Raw genomic sequence first — 26,895 nt, 5'->3', positions numbered from 1 at the left:
GCCCCGACCGGTGTGGTCGGGGCCCGGCCCGCGCTGTCCGGTGTGCCCGGTCTCAGCTCGCCGGGTCACCGTCCGGCGCCGGCGGGGCGTCGAGCAGGGCCGCCGCCTCCTCGAGCGGAGTGCGGGCGACAGGGGCGGCCGAGGAACTGCAGGTGAAGCCCAGGCGGGTCAGCGCCCGGGTCACCTCGCCGGCGGTGAAGTCGCGGCGGTCCTGCCGGGTGATGACCTCGCCGACCTGCTTGACGGGGTAGTGACGGCCGCCGATGAGCACGGACTCACCGGTGATGGGTTCGGGCTTGACGCCCTTCATCGAGGCCTGCACCTCGGTCTTGATCAGGTCGAAGGGGAAGCGGGCGATGACGCAGCGCATAGTGCCTCTACAGGGTCGAAGAGAAACCGTAAACGGCCTGACGGGAGAGCGAAGAAAGAGCGGGGTGCGTGGGGGGACGGGTTCCGTTTCTATGAGGTCTTGCCGGCCGAGGGCCGCCGCCGCTGCGACGTCCCGGACGTGGCCCCGGGCGCTCCGGAGGACCGGCGGGCCCGGCCGGAGCGTCCGCGCCGGCTGCGGGTGCCGGAGCCGCCGCGCTGGGGGGTGTCGACGGGCGGTGCGGCGATGGTGACGGGAACACCGGAGGGGGTCCGGGCGCCGGTGATACGGGTCAGCTCGGCCTCCCCGGCGCGGACCTGGGTGGACTGCGGGGTGATCCCGGCGTCGGCCATCAGCCGGTCCATCTCGCGGCGCTGGCCGGGCAGGACGAGGGTGACGACACTGCCGGACTCACCGGCGCGGGCGGTGCGGCCGCCGCGGTGGAGGTAGTCCTTGTGGTCCGTGGGCGGGTCGACGTTGACGACGAGGTCGAGGTTGTCGACGTGGATGCCCCGGGCGGCGACATTGGTGGCCACCAGCACGGTGACCTGCCCGGTCTTGAACTGGGCCAGGGTCCGGGTCCGCTGGGGCTGGGACTTGCCGCCGTGCAGGGCCGCGGCGCGTACCCCGCTGTTCAGCAGGTGCTTGGTGAGCTTGTCCACCGCCCGCTTGGTGTCCAGGAACATGATCGACCGGCCCTCGCGGGCGGCGATCTCGGTGGTGGTGGCGTGCTTGTCGGTGTCACGGACGTGCAGCAGATGGTGTTCCATCGTGGTGACGGCGCCCGCCGACGGGTCGACGGAGTGGACCACCGGGTCCGTCAGATAGCGCCGGACCAGCAGGTCCACGTTGCGGTCCAGGGTGGCCGAGAAGAGCATCCGCTGCCCCTCGGGACGCACCTGGTCGAGCAGCGCGGTCACCTGGGGCATGAACCCCATGTCGGCCATCTGGTCGGCCTCGTCCAGCACCGTGATGCCGACCTGGTTCAGACGGCAGTCACCACGGCCGATCAGGTCCTTGAGCCGTCCGGGGGTGGCGACGACGACCTCGGCCCCGCCGCGGAGCGCACCGGCCTGGCGGCCGATCGACATCCCGCCGACGACGGTGGCCAGCCGCAGCGACAGCGCACGGGCGTACGGGGTGAGCGCGTCGGTGACCTGCTGTGCCAGCTCCCGGGTGGGCACCAGGACCAGGGCCAGGGGCTTGCCCGGCTCGGCGCGCTGGCCGGCGGTACGGGCCAGCAGGGCCAGACCGAAGGCGAGCGTCTTGCCCGAGCCGGTGCGGCCCCGGCCCAGAACGTCGCGGCCGGCCAGCGAGTTCGGCAGCGTGGCGGCCTGGATCGGGAACGGGGTGGTCACCCCTTCCGCGGTCAGCGCCGTCAACAGCGCGGCCGGCATGTCCAGTTCGGCGAACTTCTCGGCCGGCGGCAGCGCGGGCGTCTCCGTGACCGGCAGGGCGAACTCGCCCTGCGGTGCGGGACGACGACGCTTGCCGCCGGAGCGCTGGGACCCCTGCGCGCGGTGGCCGCCACGGCCCGAACCGGCGGAGCGGGTACGGGAGAAGCGGTCGTTCGGGCGGGATGTGCGGTTCATGGAGAACCTTCCTCGATGCGGTACGTCGAAGAATTCCCGGCAGCTGTGAGCCGCGCACAAGAGAATCGCAGAACGGACCGGAGAAAACAGATGGAACGTAGCGGGGCGGAGTCGACCGCCGACGCGGGGAAAAGCAGGCGTCGCACAGGGCAACGAGCCAGGACCCGCACCCACAGTGCGCGCCCCGGCCGCGGTGTCCTCGTCAGCGTCAGACGCCCTGAGTGGCACAGTCCGGGTGCTGGGCGGAGGCGTCGGCGCCGCCGTCCCGCTCGATGAAGCAGCACCTCTCGTCCGAGGTGAACCACTTCATGCTGCCGGTAGCCATGGCATATCTCCTTCGGGGGCAGAGCCGGGGCCGCGCTGCGCGGACCCCGTGTCGCCGCGATGATTGCCCCGTCCGGATAGCCGGAATTGCAAGAAAGCGCCCGCCGACCGGAAAGGGGGCGGGGTGCGAGAAGTCTTTGGGAACCACAACTGCAACTCCGATCGACACTAGCACGCACGAGCAACCCCACGCGGCCGATGCTCCGCCCTCGGGGGCTGCGGAAACCCCTGCTACCGGGGCGGGAATTCCGGTGGCCGCGGCGCGGAATATCCGCCTCCGGACCCACCGCCGGCGCCTGCCCGGCGCACTCCCGGGACCCGGCCACCGCCCGCACCCGCGCCCCGCCACCGAGGAGGGCCTCCGCGCCTCGTCCCGCCCCCTGCGGGCCGCCGCAGGGGGCGGGACCCCTGTCCGGCGGCGGGAAGGGACCGGACGGCCCCTGTCCGGCGCGGCCCGGCGCATTCCAGGCTGGAGGTGTCACGGGCCGGGTGACGCCGGTCCGGGTACCGAGGAGGCATCATGCAGAACACTCCGCACCTCGTCAGCGATGTGATGACGCAGACCGTGGCCGCCGTCGACCGCCAGGCCCGGTTCAAGGAGATCGTCGAGACCATGGAGCGGTGGCAGGTCAGCGCGCTGCCGGTGCTGGCGGGGGAGGGCCGGGTGATCGGCGTGGTCTCCGAGGCCGATCTGCTGCCCAAGGAGGAGTTCAGGGAGTCGGAACCCGACCGCCTGGAACAGCGGCGCCGGCTCGACGACGTGCGCCGCGCGGGCGCACTGACCGCGGGGGAGCTGATGACCGGTCCCGCGCTCACCGTGCGCCCCCACGCCACGCTGTCCCAGGCGGCCCGGACCATGGCCCGCGGGTCCGTCAAACGGCTGCCGGTGGTGGACGGACAAGGGATGCTCCAGGGCATCGTCAGCCGCGCCGACCTGCTGAAGGTCTTCCTGCGCTCGGACGACGACCTCGCGGAGGAGGTCAGGTACGTCATGGGCGAGCTGTTCACGGCGCCGGTCCGGGACCTGCGGGTCACGGTCGCCGACGGGGTCGTCACGCTCAGCGGCCAGGTCAGGGACACCTCGCTCATCCCGGTGGCGGCCCGCCTGGTGCGGGCGGTCGAGGGGGTCGTGGACGTGGAATTCGACGTCAACGCCCCGGCTGCCGCACGGGCCCGGACGCCGATGACGGGACCGCACGGCTGACCGGCGCCCGCCGGCAGGAGCGCGAGGCGGGAGCGCCGGGGGCACGGCGGTCGAGGGCTGCCGGGCACCGTACGGCCGCCGCGGCGCCCGTTCGGCCTGGCAGGCCCCTGCGAGAGGGGTCAGGATGGGGTGAGACGGACCTCATACCCGCCGGAGGGGCGTCATGAGCGACGCGGAGGCATTCTCCCCGGACCGGCCGGTCCGGGTGTTCCTGCTCGACGATCACGAGGTCGTCCGGCGCGGGGTGGCGGACCTGCTCGACGCCGAGTCCGGCATCGAGGTGGTCGGCGACGCCGGCACGGCCGCCCAGGCGCTCGCCCGCGGCCCGGCGCTCCGGCCGGACGTCGCGGTGCTGGATGTGCGGCTGCCGGACGGTGACGGCATCACCGTGTGCCGGGAGCTGCGCTCGCACCTGCCGGGACTGGCCTGTCTGATGCTCACCTCGTTCGACGACGACGAGGCGCTGCTCGACGCGATCATGGCCGGCGCGGCCGGCTATGTGCTCAAGGAGATCAAGGGGGCCGACCTCGTCGCCGCGGTGCGCACCGTCGCCTCCGGCAGTTCGATGCTCGACCCCGCCACGACGGCACGGCTGATGAGCAGCCTGCGGGGCGGCGACTCCGACGCGCCGCCCGAGGCGGCGGCGCTCTCCGGTCTGTCCCCGCGGGAACGGGAGATCCTCGGTCTGGTCGGCGCCGGATTGACGAACCGTCAGATAGGCAAGCGGCTCTATCTCTCCGAGAAGACCGTCAAGAACCACATCTCCCGCCTGCTCGCCAAACTCGGTGTGCAGCGGCGCATCCAGGCGGCCGTCCTCGCCACCCAGGCCGCCTCGGCGCCCGGTACGGGTGCGGGCCAGCACGGAAGCTGAGGCGGGAGCGGCGGTGCGCGGCCCCGAACGGCCCGGAGCCCGGGTGACGGGCCCCTCCGGACCGTCTCTCCGCCCCCGAAAGGAGGACGGTCATGGAGCCGGACATCATCACCGTGGGGCTCGACGGTTCGCCGGAGAGCCTGGCCGCCGCGCAGTGGGCCGCTGACGAGGCGGACCGGCGCCATGCGGTGCTGCGGCTGCTCCACGCGTGGATACTGCTGGCCGCCGAGGCGCCGGACACGCCGCCCGAACGCGACCAGAACGTCCTCGCGCGCCAGCTCGTACGCCAGGCCCTGGACGAGGTACGGGAACGCCGCCCGCACCTCCAGATCATCGAGGACCTGGTCGGGGAGGAGCCGGAACCGGCGCTGCTGCGCGCGGCCGGCGCCTCGCTGATGATCGTGCTCGGCTCGCGGGCTCTCGGGACCTGGGAGAGCTACGTACTCGGCGATATCAGCCTGGACGTCGTGGGCCGGGCCGAGGGACCGGTCGTCCTGGTACGGGCACCGGACCGGGCGACGACACCACGCCACCCCTCCGCGGACGGCACACCCCCCGCCCCCGAACCGCGGGTCGTCGTCGGCGTCAGCCTCCACGGCCCCTGCGACCGGATGCTCGCCTTCGCCTTCGACGCGGCGGCGAACCGCGGCCTGTCGCTGCAGGCCGTCCACGGGCGCCCGCTTCCCGTACAGGCGTACACCCCGTGGGGCATCGACCCCGATGCCGCGAAGGAACTCACCAAGGAGGCGGACCTCGCACTGCGGGACGCCCTGCGCCCCTGGCGCGAGCGGTTCCCCGGGGTGCTCGTCCAGGAGACCGTGCTGCCGGAGAGCCCCACCCGGGCCCTCGTGCAGACGGTCTACGGGGCCGAACTCCTGGTGGTCGGCCGCCGGCTGCACCGTCCCCTGCTCGCGCCCCGCGTCGGCCCGGTCGCGCACGCCGCCATGCACCATGTGACCTGTCCGGTCGCCGTGGTTCCGCACGACTGAGCGCGGACCGCGGCGCGCTCCCCGCACATCGGGGCCGACGAGAGCGGCCCAGTACACCCGGAGGGACTGGTCAGATGAGGCACCGCAGCGTGGCAGACCTGATGACGCCCGAGGTCGTCGTCGTCCAACGGGGCACCTCCTTCAAGGAGATCGCCCGGCTGCTCGACGAGTACGACATCACCGCCGTCCCCGTGCTCGACGAGAACGACCAGCCGGTGGGAGTGGTGTCCGAGGCCGATCTGCTGCGCCGGCAGATCGCGAAGCTCGGGGCGAGCACCGCCGAAGCACTCATGACCAGCCCCGTCGTGGTGGCACGCCCCGAGTGGAGCGTGGTCGAGGCCGCCAGGACGATGGAGCGGAAGAAGGTCAAGCGGCTGCCCGTCGTCGACGACTCCGGGCGGCTGATCGGTGTGATCAGCCGCAGCGACCTCGTGCAGCTGTTCCTGCGCCGGGACCGGGCCATCCAGGAGGAGGTGCTGGAGGAGGTACTGACGCGCACCCTCGGGGTGTCCCCGTCCGCGGTCACGGTCGACGTCTCCGACGGCCATGTGACCCTCACCGGCTCCTTGGAGCGCAAGAGCCTGCTCCCCATCGCCGTGCGGCTGTGCGAGAGCGTGGACGGGGTGGTCGAGGTGATCGACCGGCTCAGCTGTCTGCGGGACGACACCGCCGAGCCTGGGCGGGAGGCGCCGGAGTGACACGAAGGGGCCCAGCCGCGGGGCTGCCCGGCCCCGTAGTGCCGCCGCCGACCTCCCGCAACTACAGGCGCACGACGACGAGAGCGATGTCGTCGCGGGCGCCCGCGCTGACGCCGAGGCGGTGGAGCAGGGCGTCGGCGAGGCGTTCGGGGCTGAACCGGCTGTAGCGGGCGAGGGCGTCGGTGAGCCGGGCGAGGCCGTGGTCGATGTCCTCGTCGCGGCGTTCGACGAGCCCGTCGGTGTAGAGGACGAGGGTGTCGCCCGGCTCATACGGACGCCGGGCCTGGGGGCGGGGCTCCTGTTCGGGATGGGCTCCCAGGGGCGGATCGGTGGCCCGGTCCAGGAGTTCGTGGGTGCCGTCGGCGTGCAGCAGGACGGGTGGCACATGGCCGGCGCTGCTGTAGGTGACCTGCCGGCCGGCGGTGTCGATCAGGACCTGTACGGCGGTGGTGGCCAGCGCCTTGTCGACGGAGCGGGCGTACAGGCCGAGCACCTTCAGCGCCTGCGCGGGACCGTCGACGGAGCGGGCGGCGGCACTGAGCGCGCTGCGGAGCATGCCCATGACGGCGGCGGCCTCCAGCCCGTGGCCGACGACATCGCCGACCGCGACCGCGAATCCGTCCTCCGGGAGGTCGACGATGTCGTACCAGTCGCCGCAGACGTTCAGGGAGCCGATGGCGGGGAGGTAGCGCACCGCGATGTCCCGGTGCCCGGCGAGGTCGGGGGAGTGCAGCATGGCCTCCTGGAGGGTGACCGCGACCTGCCGTTCACGGGCATGGGCCCGGCGCAGCTCCTCGTTGAGGTGCTGGAGCGCGCGGGCCCGGACGTACAGCTCGGCCTCCATCGCCTCCTCCCGTTCGCTCAGCCGCCCGCCGGGCATCGGCCGGGCCCGGCGGGAGTGGACGAACGCCGTCACGTCCTCGACCCGGTGGATGATCCACGCCACCCCGTCGTCCGGCCCGGGGACGGGGGTGTTGATGGTGGACCACCAGCGTTCCTCGAACTCCCCCGGCCGGCCCGCCACGGGGATGTCGTACCGCTGCACCGCCATCGTGTCCGGCTCCCCGGTGGCCAGGACGCGGCGGAGCGAGGGGTGCAGGTTCTGCACCCCTTCGGCGTCGGGGTCCGCGGGGTTGTCGGGGAAGGCGTCGAAGACGTACTGCCCGAGCAGTTCGTCGTGGGTCCGCCCGGTCGCCTGGAGGTACGCCTCGTTGACGTCCACGATGACCAGCTCCGGATCGAGGACCAGGCACGCGCTCGGAGTCGCGGCGAACAGCGCCGCATGATCGAGCTCCGGTCTGCTCACGCGCAGGCGGGTCAGGCGCCCGGCGGGCGGAAGGCGACCGACTTCCTGGCGGCCTCGTCGATCTCCTCGACCGTCAGCAGCGGAATCGTCTTGGAGTGCAGGGCGCCGCTGGCGCGGACGGCCATGGAGATGGCCGCCATCGAGAGGTGGTCGGGGAACTCGACGACGCAGTAGAAGTCGTCTTCCCCGTAGGCGAAGTACAGCGTTTCGAGCCGGCCGCCGCAGGAGCCGACCACCTGCTCGACGGCCGCCTTGCGCCCGGAGCCGCCCTCGGCGAGCAGCCCCTTCATGCCCTCGGCGGTATAGCTGGCCTGGACCAGGTACTTCGGCATCCGGCTCTCCCATACGTCAGCCCATGCGACAGCGGACCGCGGCACGGCGGTCGCAGGGCCACCCTCACCCGCACGGAACGCGGCGGCCACCGAGGGGCCGCCGAACGGATGACCGCGCCACGGCCGGGACACCTGCCACGGGCGGCGGCCGGTGCCGGTCCAGCGAGGCGGTGGTCCACCGGGAACCAGGCGTCCGGCCCGTACGACTGACTGGACCGGGGCGCGGAGAGGAAGGCCGGCTCGGCCGGGGCGCGGGACGGCTCGCACGGAGCGTCCCCGCACCCCGGCCCCCGGCGTCAGGCCGAGGCCGTCGAAGCGGACACCTGCCACGCCGCGCCGAACCCGGCCGGCGCCGCCTCCCGCTCCGCGCCGTCCGCCCGCCGCTCGGGGCCGTCCTCGGCGGAGTTCAGCAGCGCGATCAGCGTCTCCCTGGCCCGCGCCACCCGGGACCGGACGGTGCCCACCGGGCACCGTGCCACCGAGGCGGCCTGCGCATACGGCAGCCCCAGCAGCTGGGTGAGCACGAACGCCTCGCGCCGGGCGGGCGCGAGCGCGCCGAGCAGATCGGCCAGCACGACGCCCTCGTCGAAGCCCGGCAGCACCTCCGGCTGTGCCTGCTCCGCCATGGTCTGCCAGTCGTCGAGCGCGGCGATCCGGGGCCTGGCCCGGTTGGCACGGATGCGGTCGGCGACCGTGCGGCGCGCGATCGTCAGCAGCCAGGTACGGGCCGAGGACCGGCCCTCGAAGGAGGGGAGGCCACGGAGGGCCCGCAGATAGGTGTCCTGGACCAGGTCGTCCGCCGCCTGGAAGTCACCGCTCAAGTGCGTGACATAGCGCAGCACATCGCGCCGGGTGGCCCGGACGAACCGCTCGACGGCGGCCTCGTCGCCGCTCCGGCCCTCCAGCGCCCACCGGGTCACCAGGGCGTCCTCAGCAGCACGCATACGAGACCTCCGCTCCGTCACACCGTTCCACGGGCAGCGGCACAAGCAGCGGCAGGGGCATCGGTACGGGCACGGATATCCGTGAGAGCCGTGGGACCCGCATCCGGGCAGGCGTCATCATCATCGGGAGTCCTTCGCTGAATCCGGCCACCGCGACGGCGTCGGGAGGGACCGGAGAGGTCGGCCCGGGTGCGGACGGCGCGATGTACCCGCGCGGTCCGTCCGCTGCCCGGAGGGCGCTCTGCTGTCAGAGGACAGCCGGCTCCAGCGGTGGGCCCCGTCGTGAGACGACATGGACCAGGAACAGTCTCCGTACGGCGCGTGGCGGTGTCCGCTCCGGTTCCCTGGCGTCCGGCGGGAGGGTCGGCAGGACCAGACACAGCACGAGGCGGAGACGCGGCACAAGGGCCAGGGACACCGCCCGCAGCAGCCGGAAGACCGCGCGTTCGCCGCCCCACATCCACCACACGCTCAAGGTCGCGATCAGCAGATGCGCCGCGAGCATCGCACCGGCGCCACCCGGCGCCCCCAGATGCGGAACATGTCCCATACCGGCCATCTGGCCGTCCACCGGCAGACCGCCGACGTGCCCGCCCTCGGCCATCGCCCGCACCGGCGAACCGTCAACCAGCGCCCCGTCCAGACCACTTGGGTCCCGCTTCCCGTGCAGCGGCATGCCGCCGCCACACCGCAGCGACTCCCACCACAGCGTGGTCCAGGAGAGCTTGCTGTGCCCGGCGTGGCCGAGCGCCTGCCCGAGGGCGAAGACGGAGTGCAGCGCCGCCTGGGTGCCCACGGTCAGGGCCGCCACCGTCAGCGGACCGCGCTCGCGGCCGGCGAAGCACCACGCGCCTCCCGCGGCCCCCGCCGCGGCGACCAGCAGCACCTTCCAGGACAGCACCGCCCCGGAGGTCAGCACATGCCCGAGAGCCGTGAGCAGCACACAGACCACCGCGAACGCGATGGCCCGCGATCCTCTGAGTACGTATCCGGCTTCCATGGCGAGAACAGCTTGCCCGTCACCTGCTCCGTCAGACAGATGAGGCTCAAAAGATGCTCACTTCCGGAGCGAAAATGACTGCTGGAAGGGGTGGCGGACTACGGCACATCGAGGGCCGACGCGCCACCCAAAGACGTACGGGACACCCGCCACCACCACGAATCCGGCAACCGCTCAGCGGCCCCGTCCCCGGGACGAACCACCCCCGCAGCCAGTAGCGTCGGGCGCATGCGTGCCTTCATCGTCGATGCCTTCACCGACCGGCCGTTCGCCGGGAACCCCGCCGGGGTGTGTCTCCTGGACCGCCCGGCCGACGCCGCCTGGATGCAGCGGGTGGCCGCCGAACTCAACCTGTCGGAGACCGCCTTCGTGCACCGGACGGCGGAAACCACCTATGGGCTGCGGTGGTTCACGCCGACCGTGGAGGTCGATCTGTGCGGTCACGCCACGCTGGCCACCGCCCATGTGCTGCACTCCCAGGGCGCCGCTCCCGACGCGGCCCTGCACTTCGACACCCTGAGCGGGGTGCTGACCGCCCGCCGCCACAGCCACGGCGCGATATCCCTGGACTTCCCGGCGGACGCGCCGACCGCGACCGCCACACCGCCCCACCTGGCCACGGCTCTCGGCGCCGAGCCGCGGTGGACGGGCCGCGCCCGGCACGATCTCCTCGTGGAGCTGGCGGACGCCGCGACGGTGCGTGACCTGGACCCCGACATCGCCGCGCTGGCCGGTTTCAGCGGCCGCGCGGTCATCGTGACCGCGAGCGCCCCGGCCGACGCCGACCACGACTTCGTCTCCCGTGTCTTCGCCCCCGCGGCCGGCATCCCCGAGGACCCCGTCACCGGCGCCGCCCACTGCGTCCTCGCACCCCACTGGGCCACCCGACTGGGCCGCACCGCACTGAACGGTGCCCAACTGTCCGCACGAGGCGGCCGCGTGGGTGTCGAGCTACGGAACGACCGCGTCACCCTGCTCGGCCAGGCCGTCACCGTCTTCGAGGGCGAACTGACCGCGTGAGGCGTACACCCCGGAAGCGGGCATCCCCTTGGCCGCGGCGCTCAGCCCACAGGGCCCGGCGCGGTGGGAGCGGGAGCCCGGGGCGCTGAGGCCGGTGGACCGGGACGAGGAGACGGGGGTGGACGACGCCATGGAGTTCTCGGACGCCGATGCCGCCGCGCTGTACGACGTGCTGAACCCGTGGGACCCCGAGCAGTGGCCCGCCGACGGCTTCTACGACGGGCTGGTCAGGGCAGCGGGCGCGGTCCTGGACGTCGGGTGCGGCACCGGCGCGATGCTGCACCGCGCACGCGAACAGGGCCATTCGGGCCGCCTCGTCGGCCTCGACCCGGACCGCGCGGCACTCGGCCGGGCCCGGCGCCGCGCCGATGTCGAGTGGGTCGAGGGCACCGCGGCGGCCGCGCGGTGGCACGCGGAGTTCGACCTGGCGACGATGACCGGCCATGCCTTCCAATGCCTGGTCACCGACGCGGAGTTGACCGCCTCCCTGGCGGCCGTTCACACCGCGCTGCGCGGTGGTGGCCGGTTCGCGTTCGAGACCCGGCATCCGCAGGCGCGTGCCTGGGAGGACTGGAACCCGTCCCGGGCAACCGAGGTCGTCGACCCGGCCGGGCGGGCCCTGCGCCTCTGGCACGAGACCGAGTCCGTCATCGGTGACGTGGTCACCTTCACGGGTACGACGGCCACGGCCGACGACACCGTGCTCCGTGTCGACCGGACGCGTCTGCGCTTCCTCGACGCGGCGGGACTCGACGCGTTCCTCGCCGACGCGGGCTTCGCCGTCGAGGCACGGTACGGGGACTGGGACGGCGGGCCCGTCACCGCGACGAGCCGCGAGATCGTCACCCTCGCCCGCCGTCGATAGCCTGTCCGATATTGCCCGCGGTTTCGTGATACCTTCCTCCAGCTCCTCCTCTGTTACCCCGTCGAAAAGCGATCCGGCGAAAGCCGCGCGCTCCGGCCTTCCTTGAGGGCAGCACAGCAGGTTCAGACGGCGCCGACCAGCGGCGACCAGGATGTGCCCAGCTGACCCAGGAATCCCGCCATCCAGCGCGCCGGCACCACCGAACCCCCGGGCCAGGAACGCACCTTCGCCCACGGTTCCCTCAGCTGTACCGGTCGCTTCGACCCTTCTACGGACAGGCTCATGAAACGAATACCCTTAGTGCGCGCCGCCGCCGTCGGCGTCTGCGCCTCGTTCGCGTTCGCCGTTCCGGCCATGGCCGTACCGGATGCTCCCGTCGCGACGACGGCCTCGCCGCCGACCGTCCCGACAACGCTGGCCCGTGGCCCGGTCACAGCGACCCCCGGCCCGGCAACGCCGTCCGACGGCCCGGTGCGGCCCTCCAAGGGCGTGACACCTGAAGAGATCCGCAGGGCACAGGAGTTGGAGCGCTACTGGACGCCGGAGCGCATCCGTACCGCCGTCCCCGTGGACGCGGCACGGGCCGGGAAGCAGGGGCGGGACCTTCCGGAGGTGCCGGGGGCGGCGGGCCGGAGCGCGCTGTTCGCGCCGAGCCATCGGGTTCCCGCGGGCGTCGCCACGGTCGGGGTCTTCCTGGTCCGCAGCGAGGACGGTTCGCCGACGCCCAACCAGTTCTGCACCGCCAGCGCCGTCACCTCGCCGACCAAGAGCCTGGTGCTCACCGCGGCCCACTGTCTCAAGGGCGACAAGCCGTACCGCAACGTCGCCTTCGTGCCCGGCTACCGCGGCGGCGCCGCACAGGCCGGGGAGCCGGGGGAGCGGCCCTACGGCCTCTTCCCGATGCAACCGGGCAAGATGTGGCTCGACGAGCGGTATCTGTCCTCCTCGCCCAGCGACGATGTGGACTTCGCCGTCCTGCGCGTCGGACCGAACTCCCAGGGGCAGCTCCTGGAGGACGCCGTCGGCCCCGGCAACACCCTCACGGCGGTGCCCGCCGCGAAGCTGGCCCGCCGTGAGGTGACGCTCACCGGCTACCCCGGGGGCCAGCAGACCCCGTTGCAGTGCACCCAGCAGACCAGGGCGTTCCAGGGCCGGTTCATGGAGATCGCCTGCGACGACTTCCGTACGGGGGTCAGCGGCGGGCCGTTCCTGGAGGGCTTCGACGGCAGCCGCGGCAAGCTCGTGGGCGCCATCGGCGGTTACAAGACCGGCGGGCTCCGGGCGGACATCTCCTACAGCTCCCAGTTCGACGACGACGTCCTCCGTCTCTACCGGCAGGCGGTCACGGACGCCGCACCCGACACCGTCAACCCCCTCGGCGACGGCACGACCTGGCAGCACGCCGCCACCGCCGTCACCGGCCGCTTCCACTCCGGCTCGGTGCGCACCGGCACCGGCGACCTGGTCGTGCGCTGGTCCGACGGTGAGGTCTCCCTCTACCCCGGCAACCGCGCCTACGGCCTGGGCAAGGACATCCGGCTCGTGAAGGACAAGGTCTGGAAGCAGGCGAAGGCCATGACCGCCGGGGAGTTCACCGGCAACGGCACCGATGACCTCCTCGTCCGGTGGGCCGACGGCAGACTGACCCTCTACAAGGACGTCAACGAAACCACCAAGCTCAGCAACGCGATCCAGCTCAAGGGCCCCAACGGCACCTGGAAGCACGCCGAGAGCCTCACCGCCGGCCGGTTCGGCGGCGGCAACGCCCGCCGCGACGACCTCGTGGTCCGCTGGTCCGACGCCGAGATGACCCTCTACACCAATGTCGACGGCCGGGGGCTGCACGCCGAGAAGCGGCTCGCCAAGCGCAAGAACACGACCTGGTCACACGCCCGCGACAGCGTCGCGGGGAACTTCGCCAAGGCCACCGGTGACCAGGACCTGTTCGTCCGCTGGTCCGACGGTGAGGTGACCGTCTACGAGAACCTCGCCGCCAAGGGCTTCAAGGGCGAACACCGGCTCCGCCCCGCGAAGTCGGCCTGGCGGTACAGCGGTCTGGTCACCGCCGGCGCCTTCGGCGGCGGCACCCGCCAGGACGACCTCGTCGCGCTCTGGCCCGGCGGCAAACTCGTCCTGTACGGCGAGACCACGGCCACGGCCCTGGGCCGCGAACGTCTGCTCGTCCCCGCCCGGATCAGCTGAACCGGGCCCCGGCGCCCCGGGATCGCCTTCCGGCCCCGCGCACGGAACCGGAAGGCAGGGGTGTCCCCAGGCGTCGGCACCGACGTCGCCTGGGGACGCCCGTACGGCCGACGCCGCGGATCAGGCCGGTGCCGGGAGGTCGCGGAGCAGGTCCGCCGCCTTCTCCGCGATCATGATCGTGGGCGCGTTGGTGTTACCCCGGACCACGGTCGGCATCACCGAGGCGTCCACCACGCGCAGCCCGCTGACACCGTGCACCCTGAGCCGGGAGTCCACCACCGGGCCGATCGCGCAGGTGCTCGCCGGGTGGTAGAGCGTCTGCAGCTCACGCCGGGCGAACTCCAGCAGTCCGGCGTCGTCCGTGGAGCGGGGGACACGGAAGTCGGCCCGCCGGTGCTTGCGCAGGCTGGGCCGGTCGGCGATGTCCAGCAGCAGCCGCAGCGCCCGTACCGCCGTGCCCTGATCCTCCTCCGTGGCCAGGTAGTTGTGCAGGATGTGCGGCTTGGCACTGGGGATCGCCGACCGCAGCGAGACCTTGCCCCGCCCGGTGGGGGTGAGCAGGGCGGCGCCGAACATGAAGGCATGGTCGGTGACCTGGCTGATGCCCTCCTCGTGGAACATCACCGGAGTGGCGTGCACCTGGATGTCGGGAGCGTCCAGGCCCTCGCGCGTGCGGTGGAAACCCCCGGCCTCACCGACGTTGGAGCTGAGCGGGCCACGGCCCTCGGTCTCCAGCAGGCGCGCGTTGTCCGGCGTCCCGGCGGTCAGCAGGGTCTCGGTGTCGGTCAGGTAGAGGAGGCCGAGGTGCGGATGGTCCTGGAGGTTCTCGCCGACCGGGAGGTCCACCCGGGGGGTGATGCCGTGGGCGGTCAGTTCGCCGGCCGGGCCGATACCGGACAGCATCAGCAGCTGCGGGGAGTTGTACGCCCCGGCCGACAGCACCACCTCCCGCTCGGCGCGCCGTTGCAGCAGTTCACCGCCCCGTTCCAGCTCGACCCCGGTCGCGCGGTCACCGTCGAACAGCACCCGGGTGCACTGGGCCCCGGTGAGCACCTCCAGATTCGGCCGGTCCAGGGCCGGCCGCAGATAGGCGACGGCCGTGCTGCACCGCATACCGTCGCGCTGCGTCAGGTGGTAGTAGCCGACGCCGTCCTGTTCCGGACCGTTGAAGTCGGCGGTAAAGGGGTGGCCCGCTTCCTGGGCGGCCGCCACGTAGGCCGCCATCAGCGGATGCCGGGAGCGCCCTTCGCTGATGGTCAGCGGCCCGCCGGTCGCGTGCCACGGCGAACTCTCCCCACGGAAGTCCTCGGCGCGCAGGAAGTAGGGGAGGACGTCGTCCCAGCCCCACTGCTCCGCGCCGGCGGCGGCCCAGGCGTCGTAGTCACGGCGGTTGCCGCGGATGTAGATCATCGCGTTCATCGACGACGAACCGCCGAGCATCCGGCCCCGGGGCAGGAACCGGCGCCGGCCGTCCAGCCCCGGTTCGCAGTCGCTGAGGTAGCTCCAGTCGTACTTCGTCTGGAACAGCTTGCTGAAGGCGGCCGGAACATGGATCTCCGGCGCCTCGTCCACCGGCCCGGCCTCGACGAGGAGCACGCGGGTGTGCTCGTCCTCGGTGAGCCGCGCCGCCAGCACACATCCGGCCGACCCGGCTCCCACGATGATGTAGTCGTACACCCCTACCCCTCACGCTGCGCTCGCACGGACCCCTCCACCCAAGCCGCACCGGCGGGCCCGCTCACACCGGGAATCCGGCCAATGTCCCTGCGGCGGACCGGCCGCGCCCCGCACCGGCGGCGTGCCCACCGACGGAACCGCGGCGGCACGACGCCGCTCGCCCCGGCTCCGGTGCCACGCCGAGTGTCCGCACCTGAGGGACGGGCGCAGAATGAAGAGAGCCGTTCCGGCCTTCGCCGGGCGGCGGGGCCACCGTGCGGTGGAAGGACGAGCCGGTGCCAGCAGATCGGCCGAGCGACGGGCAGACTCGCGGTCCGCTCTGGTCCGAGCCCGGGTCGCTGCTGGAACATGTCGCCGTCGCGGTGTTCGGCCTCGATGACGAGGACCGGATCTGTTACTGGGGCCCCGGCGCACAGGACCTCTTCGGCTACCGGGCCGCGGAGACCCTGGCGGAACCCGGCGCCCTGCTCTTCCCCGCCGCTCCCGCCGACGGACCCGGCCACTGCGCCCGCCTCGCCGAGCGCGGCCGGACCGAGGGCTACTGGCGCGGCCGGCTGCCCGCCCGGCATCTCGACGGTGCGGTCTTCGACTGCGGCTTCCGGGTCTTCCCGGTGGCCGGCGTCGCCGGACGAACGGTGATCATGGCCCTGGCGAGCCGGGGCGACGAACTGGACCGGGTGAAGACCAATCTCGCCTTCCTCGACGCGCTCTTCGAGACCTGCCCGATCGGCCTGGTCATGCTCGACGAGGAACTGCGCTACGCCCACCTCAACCAGGGGCTCGCCGACATCAACGGGCTGCCCATCGAGGAACACCTGGGGCGGCGCATCACCGAAACCATGATCACCGCGGATGGCGGCGAGTACGAGCGGATGCTGCGCGGCGTCGCCGAGGAGGGCAGGCCCGTCGCGGGGGTACGGGTCGGCATGCGCACCCGGGGCCACCCGGACCGGGACAAGGTGCTGTCGGTGAGCTTCTTCCCGCTCTCCCGGGCCGGGGGCACCCGCCCGGGAGTCGGCGGACTGCTGGTGGACGTGACCGACCGGGAGCAGGCCATCGTCGAGGCGACCGCCACCCGTCAGCGGCTGGCCCTGCTCGACCAGGCGTCCGCCCGGATCGGCACCACCCTGGACGTGAAGGTCACCGCCCAGGAACTGGTCGACGCCGTCATGCCGGTCTTCGCCGACGCGGCCGTCGTCGAGCTGGTGGAGTGGCTGGACGAGCGGGAGGTGTTCGACCCGGAGCTACCGGTGATCACCCGCCGCCTCGCCCACGGCACCGTGCTGCCTCCGCCCGCGACGGAGCTGGTGAGCGGGGTGGAGGGGGTGCACTACCCGACGGGCTCCGCCATCCACCGGATGCTGCGGACCGGCCGTCCGATCGCGGTGCCGGTGAACCAGGAGTTCATGCTGCGGACCGTACTGGACGAGGCGCGCGCCCGGGTACTGGCCGGCAGCGGACTGACCTGCCTCCTCCTCGCCCCGCTCATCGCGCGCGGAACGGTGCAGGGCATCGCCATCTTCGGCCGGTCCGCCGCCAGACCGGCCTTCACCGAGCAGGACCTCAGCCTGGCCGCCGAGCTGGCCTCCCGGGCCGCGCTCTGCTTGGACAACGCCCGGTTGTACAGCCGCGAGCGGAACATCGCCCTCACCTTCCAACGGGCGCTGCTGCCCAGCTCCCTGGGCACCTGCTCCTCGCTGCACGTCGCCCACCGCTATCTGCCCGGCAGTCACGTCACCGAGGTCGGCGGCGACTGGTACGACATGATCGCCCTGCCCGACCAGCGGGTCGCCCTGGTCGTCGGCGACGTCATGGGCCACGGTGTCTCGGCCGCCGCGGCGATGGGCCGGCTGCGCATCACCGCCAAGGCACTGGCCCGGCACGACCAGGAACCGGAAGAGCTGCTCACCGAACTCGACCACTGCGCCCAGGAGGCGGGCATCGAACTCGCCACCTGCCTCTACATCCGCTACGACCCGGTCACCGGCCACACCCGGATCGCCAGCGCCGGCCACCCGCCGCCCCTGGTCCGCTACCCCGACGGCCGGACGGAGATCGTCGACGAGGTGCTGGGGGTCCCCCTCGGCGTCGGCGGCTGCCCCTTCCGGTCGACGGAGCTCGGCCTGCCCGACGACTCCACCCTCGTCCTCTACACCGACGGGCTCATCGAGGCGCGCGGCCATGACATCGACGAGGGGCTGACGGCGCTCCGCACCGAACTCAGCGGCCTCCCCGACTCCCTGGAAGCCGCCGCGGACCACCTCCTCGCCCGCCTGGTACCGCGCTCCCCGGCCGATGACACCGTCCTGCTCCTCGCCCGGGTACACCGCCTGCGGCTGTGACGGCGCGCCCCGGTCACGCGCCGCAGGCGGTCGGACGGTCCGGCCTCAGACCCATTCCGGCGGGGCGATCCGGGCGGACACACACGGGTCCTCGTTGCGGTATCCGAGGCGGCTGTAGAGGCGCTCGGCGGGCGTGTTGTCGGCGAGCTGCCACAGCGTGCAGAACCCGTACCGGCGTACGGCGTACCGGGTCAGCCACGAGGTCAGCGCCGCGCCGAGCCCCTGGCCGCGCTGCCGCGCGTCCGTCGCGACCGAGGCCATCAGCGGAGCCCCGCTGTCCCGCAGACTGCTCAGCGCGCCGCAGGCCACCAGCTGTCCGTCGGCGCCACGGATACCGGTCCACAGGCTGACGCCGGACGAGCCGGGGCCGGTCGAGTGCGCGGGGCTGTGCGCGTTGAGGAAGGCGAGCAGCTCCCCGTGGTGCGACTCGTCCAGCATGATCACCCGCTCCTCGGCCCGCTGGACGGGCGGTGCCTCCAGCGTCCACCGGAAGACCCACTCGACGACCTCGCTCACCGCGAGGTGACGGCCGACCAGCGTGTCGGTACCCAGGGGACCGGTGAACTCCGTCACGTGGTCGGGGAGTTCATGCGCCGCACGGAGGACGAGTCCGGCGGCGGCGACCGGTTCGCCGACGCTCCACAGATGTCCGCGGGCGTCGTCGAGCCAGGCGGCGGCGCCGTCGCCGGACCAGCTGATCCGGTCGGCCGGGCGCTGCCGCGCGGCGCCGAAACGCAGCAGGGCGGAGCCGGCCTGGCGCTCCAGACCCTGCCGGAACAGGTCTGCGGTCCGGGGAGGAAGAGTCGTTGCCTGCATCGCTCTCTCGGGAAGGACGTGACGGGAGGGCGACGGTCCGGACACGCACAGGGCGCAGCCGGAACCGACCGTTTGGGGTGTGGGGGAGTCCCGGCAGGGGCTGCGCAGCGGCGCGCCCGGCTGACCGGGAGGCCCACTGTTGCACACCGCCCCTGGCCCGAGGCAAATCAGGAACCCGGGCGCCGCGGAAGTACCGGGAATTGCGGCGGAGGCCACCGGGGAATGACCCCGCCGACCTGCGCCGTTCACCACCGCCCGGCCCCGGGGGACCGGCCGCCGGAGGCCCGTTCTCGGCGCCCTGGCCGGCCGGGGGAGCCGCTGGGAAGGCGTGGTGTTGATCACGGTCGGGCCGGTGGGAGCCCTGCCCACAGCCGCGGTGCACCGGCCGGGGCCCGGCGCGACTGCGCGGCCTCCCCGATCCGGGGAACATGGAAGCACGGTGAGCTGCGGTGAACACGGCCCGCGGCCCGCCGGCGGGGCCGTATGCCGCGCGCACAGGCGGAGGAGGTGCCGGGATGGCCACAGCAGGCCCCTTCGGCCCGGCGGGCGATCAGCCGCTTTCCGGGGTGCCGCGGCGGAGCGGACTGCTGGATCTGCTGAGCGTCGCCGCTGTGCTGCTCGACGCCGAGGGACGGATCGTGCTGTGGAGCCCGCAGGCCGAGAAGCTCTTCGGCTACACCGCGCGGGAGGCGCTGGGCCAGTACGCGGGGCGGCTGCTGGTCCACGAACAGCACCTGGACCTGGTGATCGGACTGTTCACCGAGGTCATGGCGACGGGCGAGAGCTGGGCCGGCGCCTTCCCCGTCCGGCACAAGGACGGCGGCACCCGGCTGGTCGAGTTCCGCAACATGCGGCTGCTCGACGACCGGGGCGACTTCTACGCCCTGGGCATCGCCACCGACGAGGAGATCCTGCGCCAGGTGGAACGCGACGTGGCCCTGTCCACCCGGCTGGTCTCGCAGTCCCCGATCGGGCTGGCCGTCCTGGACACCGACCTGCGCTATCTCGCCGTCAACCCGGCGCTGGAGCGGATGAACGGTGTCCCCGTCCACGAGCATCTGGGCCGGTCGGTACGCGAGGTGCTGCCGTTCCTGGACACCGACGCCATCGAGGCCGCCCTGCGGCAGGTCCTGGCGTCCGGAACGCCACTGGTCGACGAGCACACCGTGGGCCGCACCCCCGCCGACCCCGACAACGATCACGCCTGGTCGGTCTCCTACTACCGGCTGGAGGACCCGGGCGGGCGGGTACTCGGGGTGGCCGGCCTGTCGGTGGACGTCACCGACCGGCACCGCGCGGCCACCGAGGCGGCCCGCGCCCGGCGGCGCCTGGCCATGATCGCCGACGGTTCGGCCCGGATCGGCACCACGCTGGAGGTGGAGCAGACCGCCCGTGAGCTGGCCGACGTCGCCGTCCCCGACCTCGCCGACGTGGCCGCGGTGGACATCCTGGACTCCGTCCTGGAAGGCCGACAGCCCCAGACACCCGGCGCCCGCCATGCGCTCTTCCGGGCCCTCGCGGTCAAGGCGGCCTACCCCACGGAGGCGGTCCGCGCCGCCGACCCGCCCGGCCACCTCACCAGTTACGGGCCCGACCGGCTCGCCACCCGGTGTGTCCGCACCGGCCGCCCGCTCCTGATCCCCCACGTCGGGGAACGGGACCTGGCACGTATCGCCCGCGACCCCGAAGCCGCCGCCCTGCTGGCCCGCGCCGGCATCCACACCTACCTGACGATGCCGCTGATCGCCCGCGGCGAGGTACTCGGAGCCCTGGGCCTCACCCGCGCCCGCAACCCGCTGCCGTTCGACGAGGACGACCTCGCGCTGGCCGCCGAACTGGCCGACCGCGCCGCGGTGTGCATCGACAACGCCCGCCTCTACCAGAGCCAGCGCAACACCGCCGTCACCCTCCAGCGCAGCCTGCTCCCCGACCGGCCGCCGCACGGGAAGGGCCTGGAGATCGCCACCCGATACCAGCCGGCCGGCACGGTCAGCGAGGTCGGCGGCGACTGGTTCGACGTGGTACCCCTCCGCGCGGACAAGACCGCGCTCGTCGTGGGCGACGTGATGGGCAGCGGCATCGGCGCCGCCACCACCATGGGACGGCTGCGCACCGCCACCTCGACCCTCGCCGACCTCGACATCCCGCCGACCGAGGTGCTCCAGCACATCGACAAGATCACCGCCGGTCTGGAGCAGTACGCCACCTGCGCCTACGCCGTGTACGACCCACTGCACGCGGTCTGTCACATCGCCGTCGCCGGACATCTGCCACCGGTGCTGATGCGCACCGGCCGGCCCCCGACGCTGCTCGACCTGCCCATCGGCGTCCCCCTCGGGGTCGGCGGGGTGCCCTTCGAGGAGGCCACCTTCCGCCTGAACCCCGGCGACCAGCTGGTCCTCTACACCGACGGTCTGGTGGAGACCCGCCATGACGCCATCGACGAGCGGCTGTCGTTCCTGCTGCGCCTGCTCGACAGCCCGGACCGCTCCCTGGAGGACACCTGCGACCGCCTGCTCGACGCGCTGCGCGATCCGGACAACCCCGACGACGTGGCCGTGCTCATCGCCCGTGCCCTGGGCCAGGATCAGGACGCCTAGAGACCGCCTCTCGGATCGGGGCGGGGCGCGCCCGTTTCAGAAGCGGCGGATGCGGGCAGCCAGCGCGTGCCCGACGCACACGTAGACGACGGCGGGAAGCCCGTAGTTCAGCACGGTCCGCAGCCAGTCGGTGTCCATGGTGAACAGGTCGTGCGACCACCCGGCCAGCCAGCCGGCCACGTCATGGACAAAGGTGACCAGGTCGTTGGCGCGGTTCGCGTCAAGGAGGGCGAACAGAATCCACAGACCGAGGATCAGCGCCGTCAGATCCGCGAGAACGACGATGACCTTCGCTGCTTCGTTGTTGCGGTAACGAGCGCGTGAGGACATGCGCAACGTGTTGCCGCCTTCGGCCGCTTGAAACCCGGCCGGATGAGAGGTCTGCCGCGAGCCGCCGGCTCCGGGCTTCAGGCCGGCTCCGTTCCGCACCGCGGTCCGGCCCCGGAAGCCTGGCTAGGCGCGCGGTTCCTGGTCGGCGCGGGCCAGGGCCGCGATATGGGCGCGGTAGGCGGTGACTTCGTCCTCGGTGAGTGCCAGGCGGCCGGGGCCGGCCTGGTCGGCCGGAAGCTCGGTGGCCTGGACCGCGGCCCGGTACAGGGGGCCGGGCAGGTTGAGCAACAGCTGCCCCTGCTCGGCGGTTTCGATCACCACCCAGGAGTCCGCGTTGTCGTCGTGCACATCGGCGGCACCAATGGTGCTGATGGCAGTCACGGTCAGAACCGGAGGTATTTCGCTCATGCCACCTCCCTATCAGCCGTTGCCCGCCACGGCGAATCGCCGCTGTGGGGCGGGCTCCCGAAGAGGAAACCCGCCCCACAGGGCAACAGGAACCGGCCGGCACCCGGGCCGGGTGCCGGCCGGTCCCCGTCCTAGCGCAGGAAGTCCATCAGGCCCCCGCCGCCGGTGTGCACGCCGCCGCTCGGGCGGTGGTGGTCCCACCTGTGGTGATCGCGCTTGTGGTGGTTCTTCTTGTGGTGCTTCCTGCGGTGGTCCTTCTTGTGATGGTCCCGCTTGTGTCCGTGCTTGCACCTGTCGTGGTCGTGGGCGGAACTGCTCGACGCGGTGTGGTCCGTGGTGTGGCTCTCGACCGCGGACGCGGCGGTCGCGGTGGGACCGGCGACCGCGAACATCGCGGTGAGAACGGCTGAGGCGAACAGAGTGCGGGCAGTGCGCATGGACATGTTCCTTTCGGCCTGCTGTGAAGGGCGACACCCTGTCGCCCTTCTGCGGCGCAGTAGTGATATGACACGCAGCCAGTTGCATTGTCACGGCGCACCACTTGAAATCCCCGAATTCGGGCGGCTAATTAAGCTTTATGGGTGGCGCGAGCACGCCTCCGGGTGTCGGTTGCCCATGAGGGACGGGCATGAGCATGATCGTCCGCCTTGGATGGCGCCGGAGGCGATGGGGTCCCCGGGGCGCTGATCCGCACGGAATTCACCAGAAAGGGACACAAACCCCCTTCGCGGGGAAGGGGGGAAATCCAGGGCGGGGAAGCGCAAATTTCCTGGCGTAATCAATTCACGTCAGAATTCCATCACGGATGGTCGATTATGGCCCGCCGTTCCGGCCCCGTCATTTCGGAATCGTCGTTTTGGTACCGCCATTTCGGTCATCTCGCGGAGGCCGTCCCGCGCCCGCGCATCGCTCCTCAGTCCTTGCCGGGGGTGAACGGCTCGGTGCCGGCGATCAGCAGGGCGACATCGTCCGGGTCGTCGGGGCGCCGCAGTTCGCGGAGGAGGCGGTCGCAGGTCTCCTCCAGGGAGCCGTCGGGCGGGTTCAGCAGGCGGAGCAGGGTGTCCAGGCGTTCGTCGAGGGAGTGGTGGCGGGTCTCCACCAGCCCGTCGGTGTAGAGCACCAGCTGGTCGCCGGGGTCGAGGCGGAAGGTGGTGGTCTCGAAGGGGACGCCGCCCACGCCGAGCGGTGTGCCGGTGGGCAGGTCGAGGAACTCGGGGTGCTTGCCGCGGCGGACGAGGGCGGGGGGCAGATGGCCGGCGGTGGCGATGTGGAACACCGCGCGGTGCGGGTCGTAGCTCGCGTAGACACAGGTGGCGATGTAGTGCTCCAGGTCCGAGGTGATCTTGTCGAGGTGCTGAAGGACCTGGGCGGGGTCGAGATCGAGGTCGGCGAAGGCGCAGGTGGCGGTGCGCAGCCGGCCCATGGTCGCGGCGGCGTCGATCCCGCTGCCCATCACGTCACCCACGACCAGCGCGGTCTTGTCGCCGTCGAGCGGGAGGACGTCGTACCAGTCGCCGCCGATCTCGTAGGTGGCCTGCGCGGGCCGGTACCGGGAGGCGAGCCGGAGCCCGGGGCGGTGCGGCGGATGGTCGGGCAGCAGGCTGCGCTGCAGGGTCTCGGCGGCGTTGCGCACCTTCTGGTGCGTGCGGGCGTTGTCGATGCAGACGGCGGCGCGGGAGGCCAGCTCGACGGCGAGTGCGAGGTCGTCCTCGTCGAAGGGTGGTGAGTCGCCGGCGCGGATGAGCCCCAGGACACCGAGGATCTGGCCGCGGGCGGTGAGCGGGGCCACCAGATACGAGTGCACCCCGGCGCGGGCCAGCAGGCCGGCGGCGTGGTCGTCACGGGCGATGCGTGCCAGATCGTGGTCATCGGCGTGCGGGACGAGGATCGGACGGCCGGTGCGTACGCACTGGGTGGCCAGGCGGTCGGTCTCGTACGCGGCGATATGGCCCGGCGGATCGGCGGCCTGGACGGCTTCGGTGGGGTAGGCGGCCTTCACCGCGAGGGCGCGGAAGAGCGCCCGGCCGTCGTCGCGGGCGGGGCGGGCCTCGTCCAGGACGGAGTCGAGCACATCGACCGTCACCACGTCGGCGAGCTCGGGAACGGTGACCTCGGCCAGCTCACGCGCGGTCTGGTCCACCTCCAGGGTCGTGCCGATCCGGGCGGAGCCGTCGGCGATCAGGGCCAGCCGCTGCCGGGCCTCGGCGGCCTCCCTGGCTGCCTGGTACCGGTCGGTGACGTCCACCACCAGGTCAGCCACGCCCAGCACCCGCCCGTGCGGGTCCTCCAGCCGGTACAGCGAGATCGACCAGGCGTGCTCCTGGCCCGGGTCGGCGGGGGTACGGCCGACGACCGTGGCCTGGTCGACCATGGGGACCCCGGTCTTGAGGACCTGCCGCATCGCGGCCTCGGGCACCTCGAACTTGGTGGCGGTCATGATCTCGCGGTAGTGCCGCCCGAGATGCTCCTTCGCGGGGATACCGTGCATCCGCTCCAGCGCGGGATTGACGGCCACATACCGCAGTTCCGTGTCGAGCATCGCCAGCCCGATGGGGGACTGGGAGATCAGCCGGGTGGACAGGGCGACGTCCCGCTCCACCTCGCGGATCGTCGAGGAGTCGGTCGCGAGCCCGAGGGCGTAGAAGTCGCCGTGGTCGTCCATCAGCCGCATGTTGCGCAGCTCCACCAGCCGTACGGTGCCGTCCTTGTGCCGGACGGGGAAGGTGCCGCTCCAGCTCCGGCCGGTCTCCATGACCCCGGTGAACTTCCCGATGACCAGGTCCCAGTGCTCCTGGTGCACGAGCAGGGGCGCCGCATACCGCCCGAGCGCCTCCTCGGAGGTGTAGCCGTACAGGTCCTCGGCCTGCGGGCTCCACAGCACGATCCGGCCATCGGCGTCCAGCAGGACCGCGGCCACCCCGAGGAGGTCCATCAGCCCGCTCGGCTGTGGCTGCCTGCCCTTCGGCTGACCGGCACCGGCCGGACGCCCGTCGGCTGCGCTCACCCGGGCACTCCTTCCACCCGACGGACCCTGTGGACCCTCGCTCCGGTCCGTGGCCTGTCCACCTCGCTGGCTGTGGCCTCCCCTTCACTGGTGAGTGCTTCGGCTTCCATGGTCCACCAGGACCGGCCGCCCGCACACTCCGTCCCGCCAGGGCCCGGTCTCCGCTTGGCCGAAAGCAATCTGACAGCACTTACATAAGCACTGTTACGATCCGCTCATGGCCAACGAACCCACCCCCGACCCCACCGACCAGAGCCTCTGGCGGCCGTTGTGGCTGCTGCAGGCGTCGATGGACGCGGACATCGCCCGGGTCTACGCCGAGCACCGGATCGCCGGGCTCAAGCCGAGCTACGTCAGGGAACTGCTCCGGCTGCACGCCCGCGGGCCGATGACCATCACCGAGCTGGCCGAGTCGGTCGGCCGGACCCACTCCGCGCTCAGCCAGAAGGTGGCCGCGATGCGGGCGGCCGGCTGGGTGGAGACCGTGGCGGGCGACGACGCGCGCAGCAAGAGGGTGACGCTCACGGACCGGGCCCGTGGCCTCGTCGGACGGCTGGCCGCGGAGTGGCGCGCCACCGAGGCGGCGCTCGCCGAGATCGAGGCCGAGGTGCCCTATCCGCTGAGCCGGGCCGTCGCCGACGTCGAGCAGGCCCTCGCGCGCAAGAGCTTCCACGACCGGATCGCCGAGCGGCTGGCCGAGGACCCGGCATGGGAGTGAGGAACGCGCTGCTCGATCTGACCCCGCTGCGACGGTCGGCGCCGTTCCGGCGGCTGTGGTTCGGTCAGGCGCTCTCCCGGCTCGGCGGCCAGATGACCCTCGTCGCCGTGATGTTCCAGGTCTGGCAGACGACCCACAGCACCGTCTGGACCGGAGCCGTCGGCCTGGCCCAGGCCGTCCCCCTCCTCGCGCTCGGACTCTTCGCCGGATCGCTCGTCGACCGGGTGGACCGGCGGACCGTCTACCTGATCACCACCACCGGCCAGGCCGTCTGTGTGGCGCTGCTCGCCCTTCAGGGCCTCTTCGGGCACCTTCCGACCGCGGGGGTGCTGTCGCTGGTCGCGGTGCAGTCCTGCTTCATGGCCGGCGGCGGTCCGGCCGCCCGCACCTTCCTTCCCCGTCTGCTGCCGGAGCAACAGCTCGCCGCCGGGCTGGCGTTGAACCGGATCTCCTTCCAGGGCGCCATGCTGACGGGCCCGGCACTGGGCGGGCTGATCGTGGGCGGACTGGGCGTCGGCGGCTGCTACCTGATCGACGCGCTCACCTTCGCCGCCGCGCTGTACGGGGCGTACGGTCTGCCGCGGATGGCCCCCGGCGACGAGCCCGCCCGCCCCGGTCTGCGCGGTGTGGCGGACGGCCTGGCCTTCCTGGTCCGCACCCCCGTCATCCGCGGAGCGCTCCTCACGGACCTGGCCACCACCGTGCTCTCGATGCCGATCAGCCTGTTTCCGCAGGTCAACGCGGAACGCTTCGGCAATGACCCCCGTACGCTCGGACTCTTCCTGACCGCCGTCGCGGTCGGCGGGGTCCTCGCCTCCCTCTTCGCCGGGAGCTTCACCCGTCTCGCCCGCCCCGGTCTCGTGATGCTCGGCGGCGCGGCCACCTGGGGCGCGGCCCTCGCCCTGTTCGGCCTGGCGGCCGATCCCTGGGCCGGGCTGGCCTTCCTGGCCGTGGCGGGCGCCGCCGACACCGTCTCCGTCGTCTCCCGGAGCACCCTCGTGCAGCTGCACACCCCCGACGCACTGCTCGGCCGGGTCAGCGCCGCCGAACAGATCGTCGGCCAGGCCGGACCGGACCTCGGCAACCTGCGCGGCGGCCTCGTCGCGGACGCCACCTCGGGCGCGGCGGCCCTGGTCAGTGGCGGCCTGCTGTGCATCGGCGCCGTGGCGCTGGTCGGCGCGACCACACCGGGGCTGCGCTGGTTCTCCGCGCTGTCCCCGCGCGGGGCCGAGTCCGGCTAGGAGCGTCGCCGCGCGGACGGGTGCGGCGCCGCCGTAACGCGCGCA

At 72.6% G+C, this 26,895-nt stretch carries 23 protein-coding genes; 11 read left to right on the top strand and 12 right to left on the bottom strand.

Annotated elements, in window-relative coordinates; all coding sequences use genetic code 11:
- Positions 1 to 52: 52 nt before the first annotated feature.
- Positions 53 to 370, bottom strand: coding sequence for an SCO5918 family protein (locus ACWC9R_RS19965; RefSeq protein WP_450733218.1), 318 nt, complete (start codon positions 368 to 370; stop codon positions 53 to 55).
- Between the two features lie 89 nt (positions 371 to 459).
- A complete protein-coding gene (locus ACWC9R_RS19960) occupies positions 460 to 1,959 on the bottom strand; it encodes a DEAD/DEAH box helicase (RefSeq protein WP_450733216.1) in 1,500 nt (499 codons plus the stop codon).
- 844 nt (positions 1,960 to 2,803) lie between these two features.
- Between ACWC9R_RS19960 and ACWC9R_RS19955 the strand changes: the two genes are divergently transcribed.
- From ACWC9R_RS19955 to ACWC9R_RS19940, 4 genes are all read left to right on the top strand, one after another.
- Entirely contained in the window at positions 2,804 to 3,487 is a 684-nt protein-coding gene (locus ACWC9R_RS19955) for a CBS domain-containing protein (protein ID WP_450733214.1), read from the top strand.
- Positions 3,488 to 3,650: 163 nt separating this feature from the next.
- Positions 3,651 to 4,358 carry a response regulator gene (locus ACWC9R_RS19950; protein WP_450733213.1) on the top strand — a complete coding sequence of 236 codons (708 nt, stop codon included), beginning with the start codon at positions 3,651 to 3,653 and terminating at the stop codon, positions 4,356 to 4,358.
- A gap of 92 nt (positions 4,359 to 4,450) precedes the next feature.
- Positions 4,451 to 5,347, top strand: coding sequence for a universal stress protein (locus ACWC9R_RS19945; RefSeq protein ID WP_450733211.1), 897 nt, complete (start codon positions 4,451 to 4,453; stop codon positions 5,345 to 5,347).
- Positions 5,348 to 5,421: 74 nt separating this feature from the next.
- Complete coding sequence (locus tag ACWC9R_RS19940) at positions 5,422 to 6,045, top strand: CBS domain-containing protein (protein ID WP_362612494.1); 624 nt, start codon at positions 5,422 to 5,424, stop codon at positions 6,043 to 6,045.
- A 61-nt stretch (positions 6,046 to 6,106) separates the two neighbouring features.
- On the opposite strand, the gene ACWC9R_RS19935 is transcribed toward ACWC9R_RS19940, so the two are convergent.
- From ACWC9R_RS19935 to ACWC9R_RS19920, 4 genes are all read right to left on the bottom strand, one after another.
- Positions 6,107 to 7,351 (bottom strand): PP2C family protein-serine/threonine phosphatase, encoded by a 1,245-nt coding sequence (locus tag ACWC9R_RS19935; protein ID WP_450733209.1) that lies wholly within the window; start codon positions 7,349 to 7,351, stop codon positions 6,107 to 6,109.
- An 11-nt stretch (positions 7,352 to 7,362) separates the two neighbouring features.
- Entirely contained in the window at positions 7,363 to 7,683 is a 321-nt protein-coding gene (locus ACWC9R_RS19930; RefSeq protein WP_450733207.1) for a GYD domain-containing protein, read from the bottom strand.
- A 296-nt stretch (positions 7,684 to 7,979) separates the two neighbouring features.
- Positions 7,980 to 8,627 (bottom strand): sigma-70 family RNA polymerase sigma factor, encoded by a 648-nt coding sequence (locus ACWC9R_RS19925; protein WP_450733205.1) that lies wholly within the window; start codon positions 8,625 to 8,627, stop codon positions 7,980 to 7,982.
- Between the two features lie 247 nt (positions 8,628 to 8,874).
- The gene (locus ACWC9R_RS19920) at positions 8,875 to 9,627 is read right to left on the bottom strand and encodes a PE-PGRS family protein (protein WP_450733203.1); all 753 of its coding nucleotides are present in this window, start codon (positions 9,625 to 9,627) and stop codon (positions 8,875 to 8,877) included.
- A gap of 228 nt (positions 9,628 to 9,855) precedes the next feature.
- Here ACWC9R_RS19920 and ACWC9R_RS19915 point away from each other — a divergent pair, with 228 nt between their 5' ends.
- From ACWC9R_RS19915 to ACWC9R_RS19905, 3 genes are all read left to right on the top strand, one after another.
- A complete protein-coding gene (locus tag ACWC9R_RS19915) occupies positions 9,856 to 10,647 on the top strand; it encodes a PhzF family phenazine biosynthesis protein (protein WP_450733202.1) in 792 nt (263 codons plus the stop codon).
- Between the two features lie 130 nt (positions 10,648 to 10,777).
- Entirely contained in the window at positions 10,778 to 11,512 is a 735-nt protein-coding gene (locus tag ACWC9R_RS19910) for a class I SAM-dependent methyltransferase (RefSeq protein WP_450733225.1), read from the top strand.
- A gap of 282 nt (positions 11,513 to 11,794) precedes the next feature.
- Positions 11,795 to 13,714: a hypothetical protein gene (locus ACWC9R_RS19905; RefSeq protein ID WP_450733201.1), complete on the top strand. Its 1,920-nt coding sequence runs from the start codon at positions 11,795 to 11,797 to the stop codon at positions 13,712 to 13,714.
- Between the two features lie 120 nt (positions 13,715 to 13,834).
- Here ACWC9R_RS19905 and ACWC9R_RS19900 read toward each other — a convergent pair whose 3' ends face one another.
- On the bottom strand, positions 13,835 to 15,391 hold the full coding sequence (locus tag ACWC9R_RS19900; RefSeq protein WP_450733199.1) for a GMC family oxidoreductase: 1,557 nt from the start codon (positions 15,389 to 15,391) through the stop codon (positions 13,835 to 13,837).
- Between the two features lie 275 nt (positions 15,392 to 15,666).
- Here ACWC9R_RS19900 and ACWC9R_RS19895 point away from each other — a divergent pair, with 275 nt between their 5' ends.
- On the top strand, positions 15,667 to 17,733 hold the full coding sequence (locus ACWC9R_RS19895; protein ID WP_450733197.1) for a SpoIIE family protein phosphatase: 2,067 nt from the start codon (positions 15,667 to 15,669) through the stop codon (positions 17,731 to 17,733).
- A gap of 45 nt (positions 17,734 to 17,778) precedes the next feature.
- On the opposite strand, the gene ACWC9R_RS19890 is transcribed toward ACWC9R_RS19895, so the two are convergent.
- Entirely contained in the window at positions 17,779 to 18,549 is a 771-nt protein-coding gene (locus ACWC9R_RS19890; protein ID WP_450733195.1) for a GNAT family N-acetyltransferase, read from the bottom strand.
- Between the two features lie 515 nt (positions 18,550 to 19,064).
- Between ACWC9R_RS19890 and ACWC9R_RS19885 the strand changes: the two genes are divergently transcribed.
- The gene (locus ACWC9R_RS19885) at positions 19,065 to 21,149 is read left to right on the top strand and encodes a SpoIIE family protein phosphatase (RefSeq protein ID WP_450733193.1); all 2,085 of its coding nucleotides are present in this window, start codon (positions 19,065 to 19,067) and stop codon (positions 21,147 to 21,149) included.
- Positions 21,150 to 21,185: 36 nt separating this feature from the next.
- On the opposite strand, the gene ACWC9R_RS19880 is transcribed toward ACWC9R_RS19885, so the two are convergent.
- The 4 genes from ACWC9R_RS19880 to ACWC9R_RS19865 form a co-directional block, all read right to left on the bottom strand.
- The gene (locus tag ACWC9R_RS19880) at positions 21,186 to 21,479 is read right to left on the bottom strand and encodes a hypothetical protein (RefSeq protein WP_362612518.1); all 294 of its coding nucleotides are present in this window, start codon (positions 21,477 to 21,479) and stop codon (positions 21,186 to 21,188) included.
- A 123-nt stretch (positions 21,480 to 21,602) separates the two neighbouring features.
- On the bottom strand, positions 21,603 to 21,887 hold the full coding sequence (locus tag ACWC9R_RS19875; protein WP_450733190.1) for a hypothetical protein: 285 nt from the start codon (positions 21,885 to 21,887) through the stop codon (positions 21,603 to 21,605).
- Between the two features lie 131 nt (positions 21,888 to 22,018).
- The gene (locus tag ACWC9R_RS19870; protein WP_450733189.1) at positions 22,019 to 22,324 is read right to left on the bottom strand and encodes a hypothetical protein; all 306 of its coding nucleotides are present in this window, start codon (positions 22,322 to 22,324) and stop codon (positions 22,019 to 22,021) included.
- A 476-nt stretch (positions 22,325 to 22,800) separates the two neighbouring features.
- Positions 22,801 to 24,891: a SpoIIE family protein phosphatase gene (locus ACWC9R_RS19865; protein ID WP_450733187.1), complete on the bottom strand. Its 2,091-nt coding sequence runs from the start codon at positions 24,889 to 24,891 to the stop codon at positions 22,801 to 22,803.
- Positions 24,892 to 25,108: 217 nt separating this feature from the next.
- Between ACWC9R_RS19865 and ACWC9R_RS19860 the strand changes: the two genes are divergently transcribed.
- The gene (locus ACWC9R_RS19860) at positions 25,109 to 25,609 is read left to right on the top strand and encodes a MarR family winged helix-turn-helix transcriptional regulator (RefSeq protein ID WP_450733185.1); all 501 of its coding nucleotides are present in this window, start codon (positions 25,109 to 25,111) and stop codon (positions 25,607 to 25,609) included.
- A complete protein-coding gene (locus tag ACWC9R_RS19855) occupies positions 25,600 to 26,850 on the top strand; it encodes an MFS transporter (protein ID WP_450733183.1) in 1,251 nt (416 codons plus the stop codon). The genes ACWC9R_RS19860 and ACWC9R_RS19855 overlap by 10 nt, the downstream gene beginning before the upstream one ends.
- Positions 26,851 to 26,895 lie beyond the last annotated feature (45 nt).

The sequence above is a fragment of the Streptomyces sp. NPDC001219 genome, from assembly GCF_053597915.1.
The sequence above is the reverse complement of the archived record's forward strand: the minus strand, read 5'-3'. Positions and strand labels throughout refer to the sequence as shown.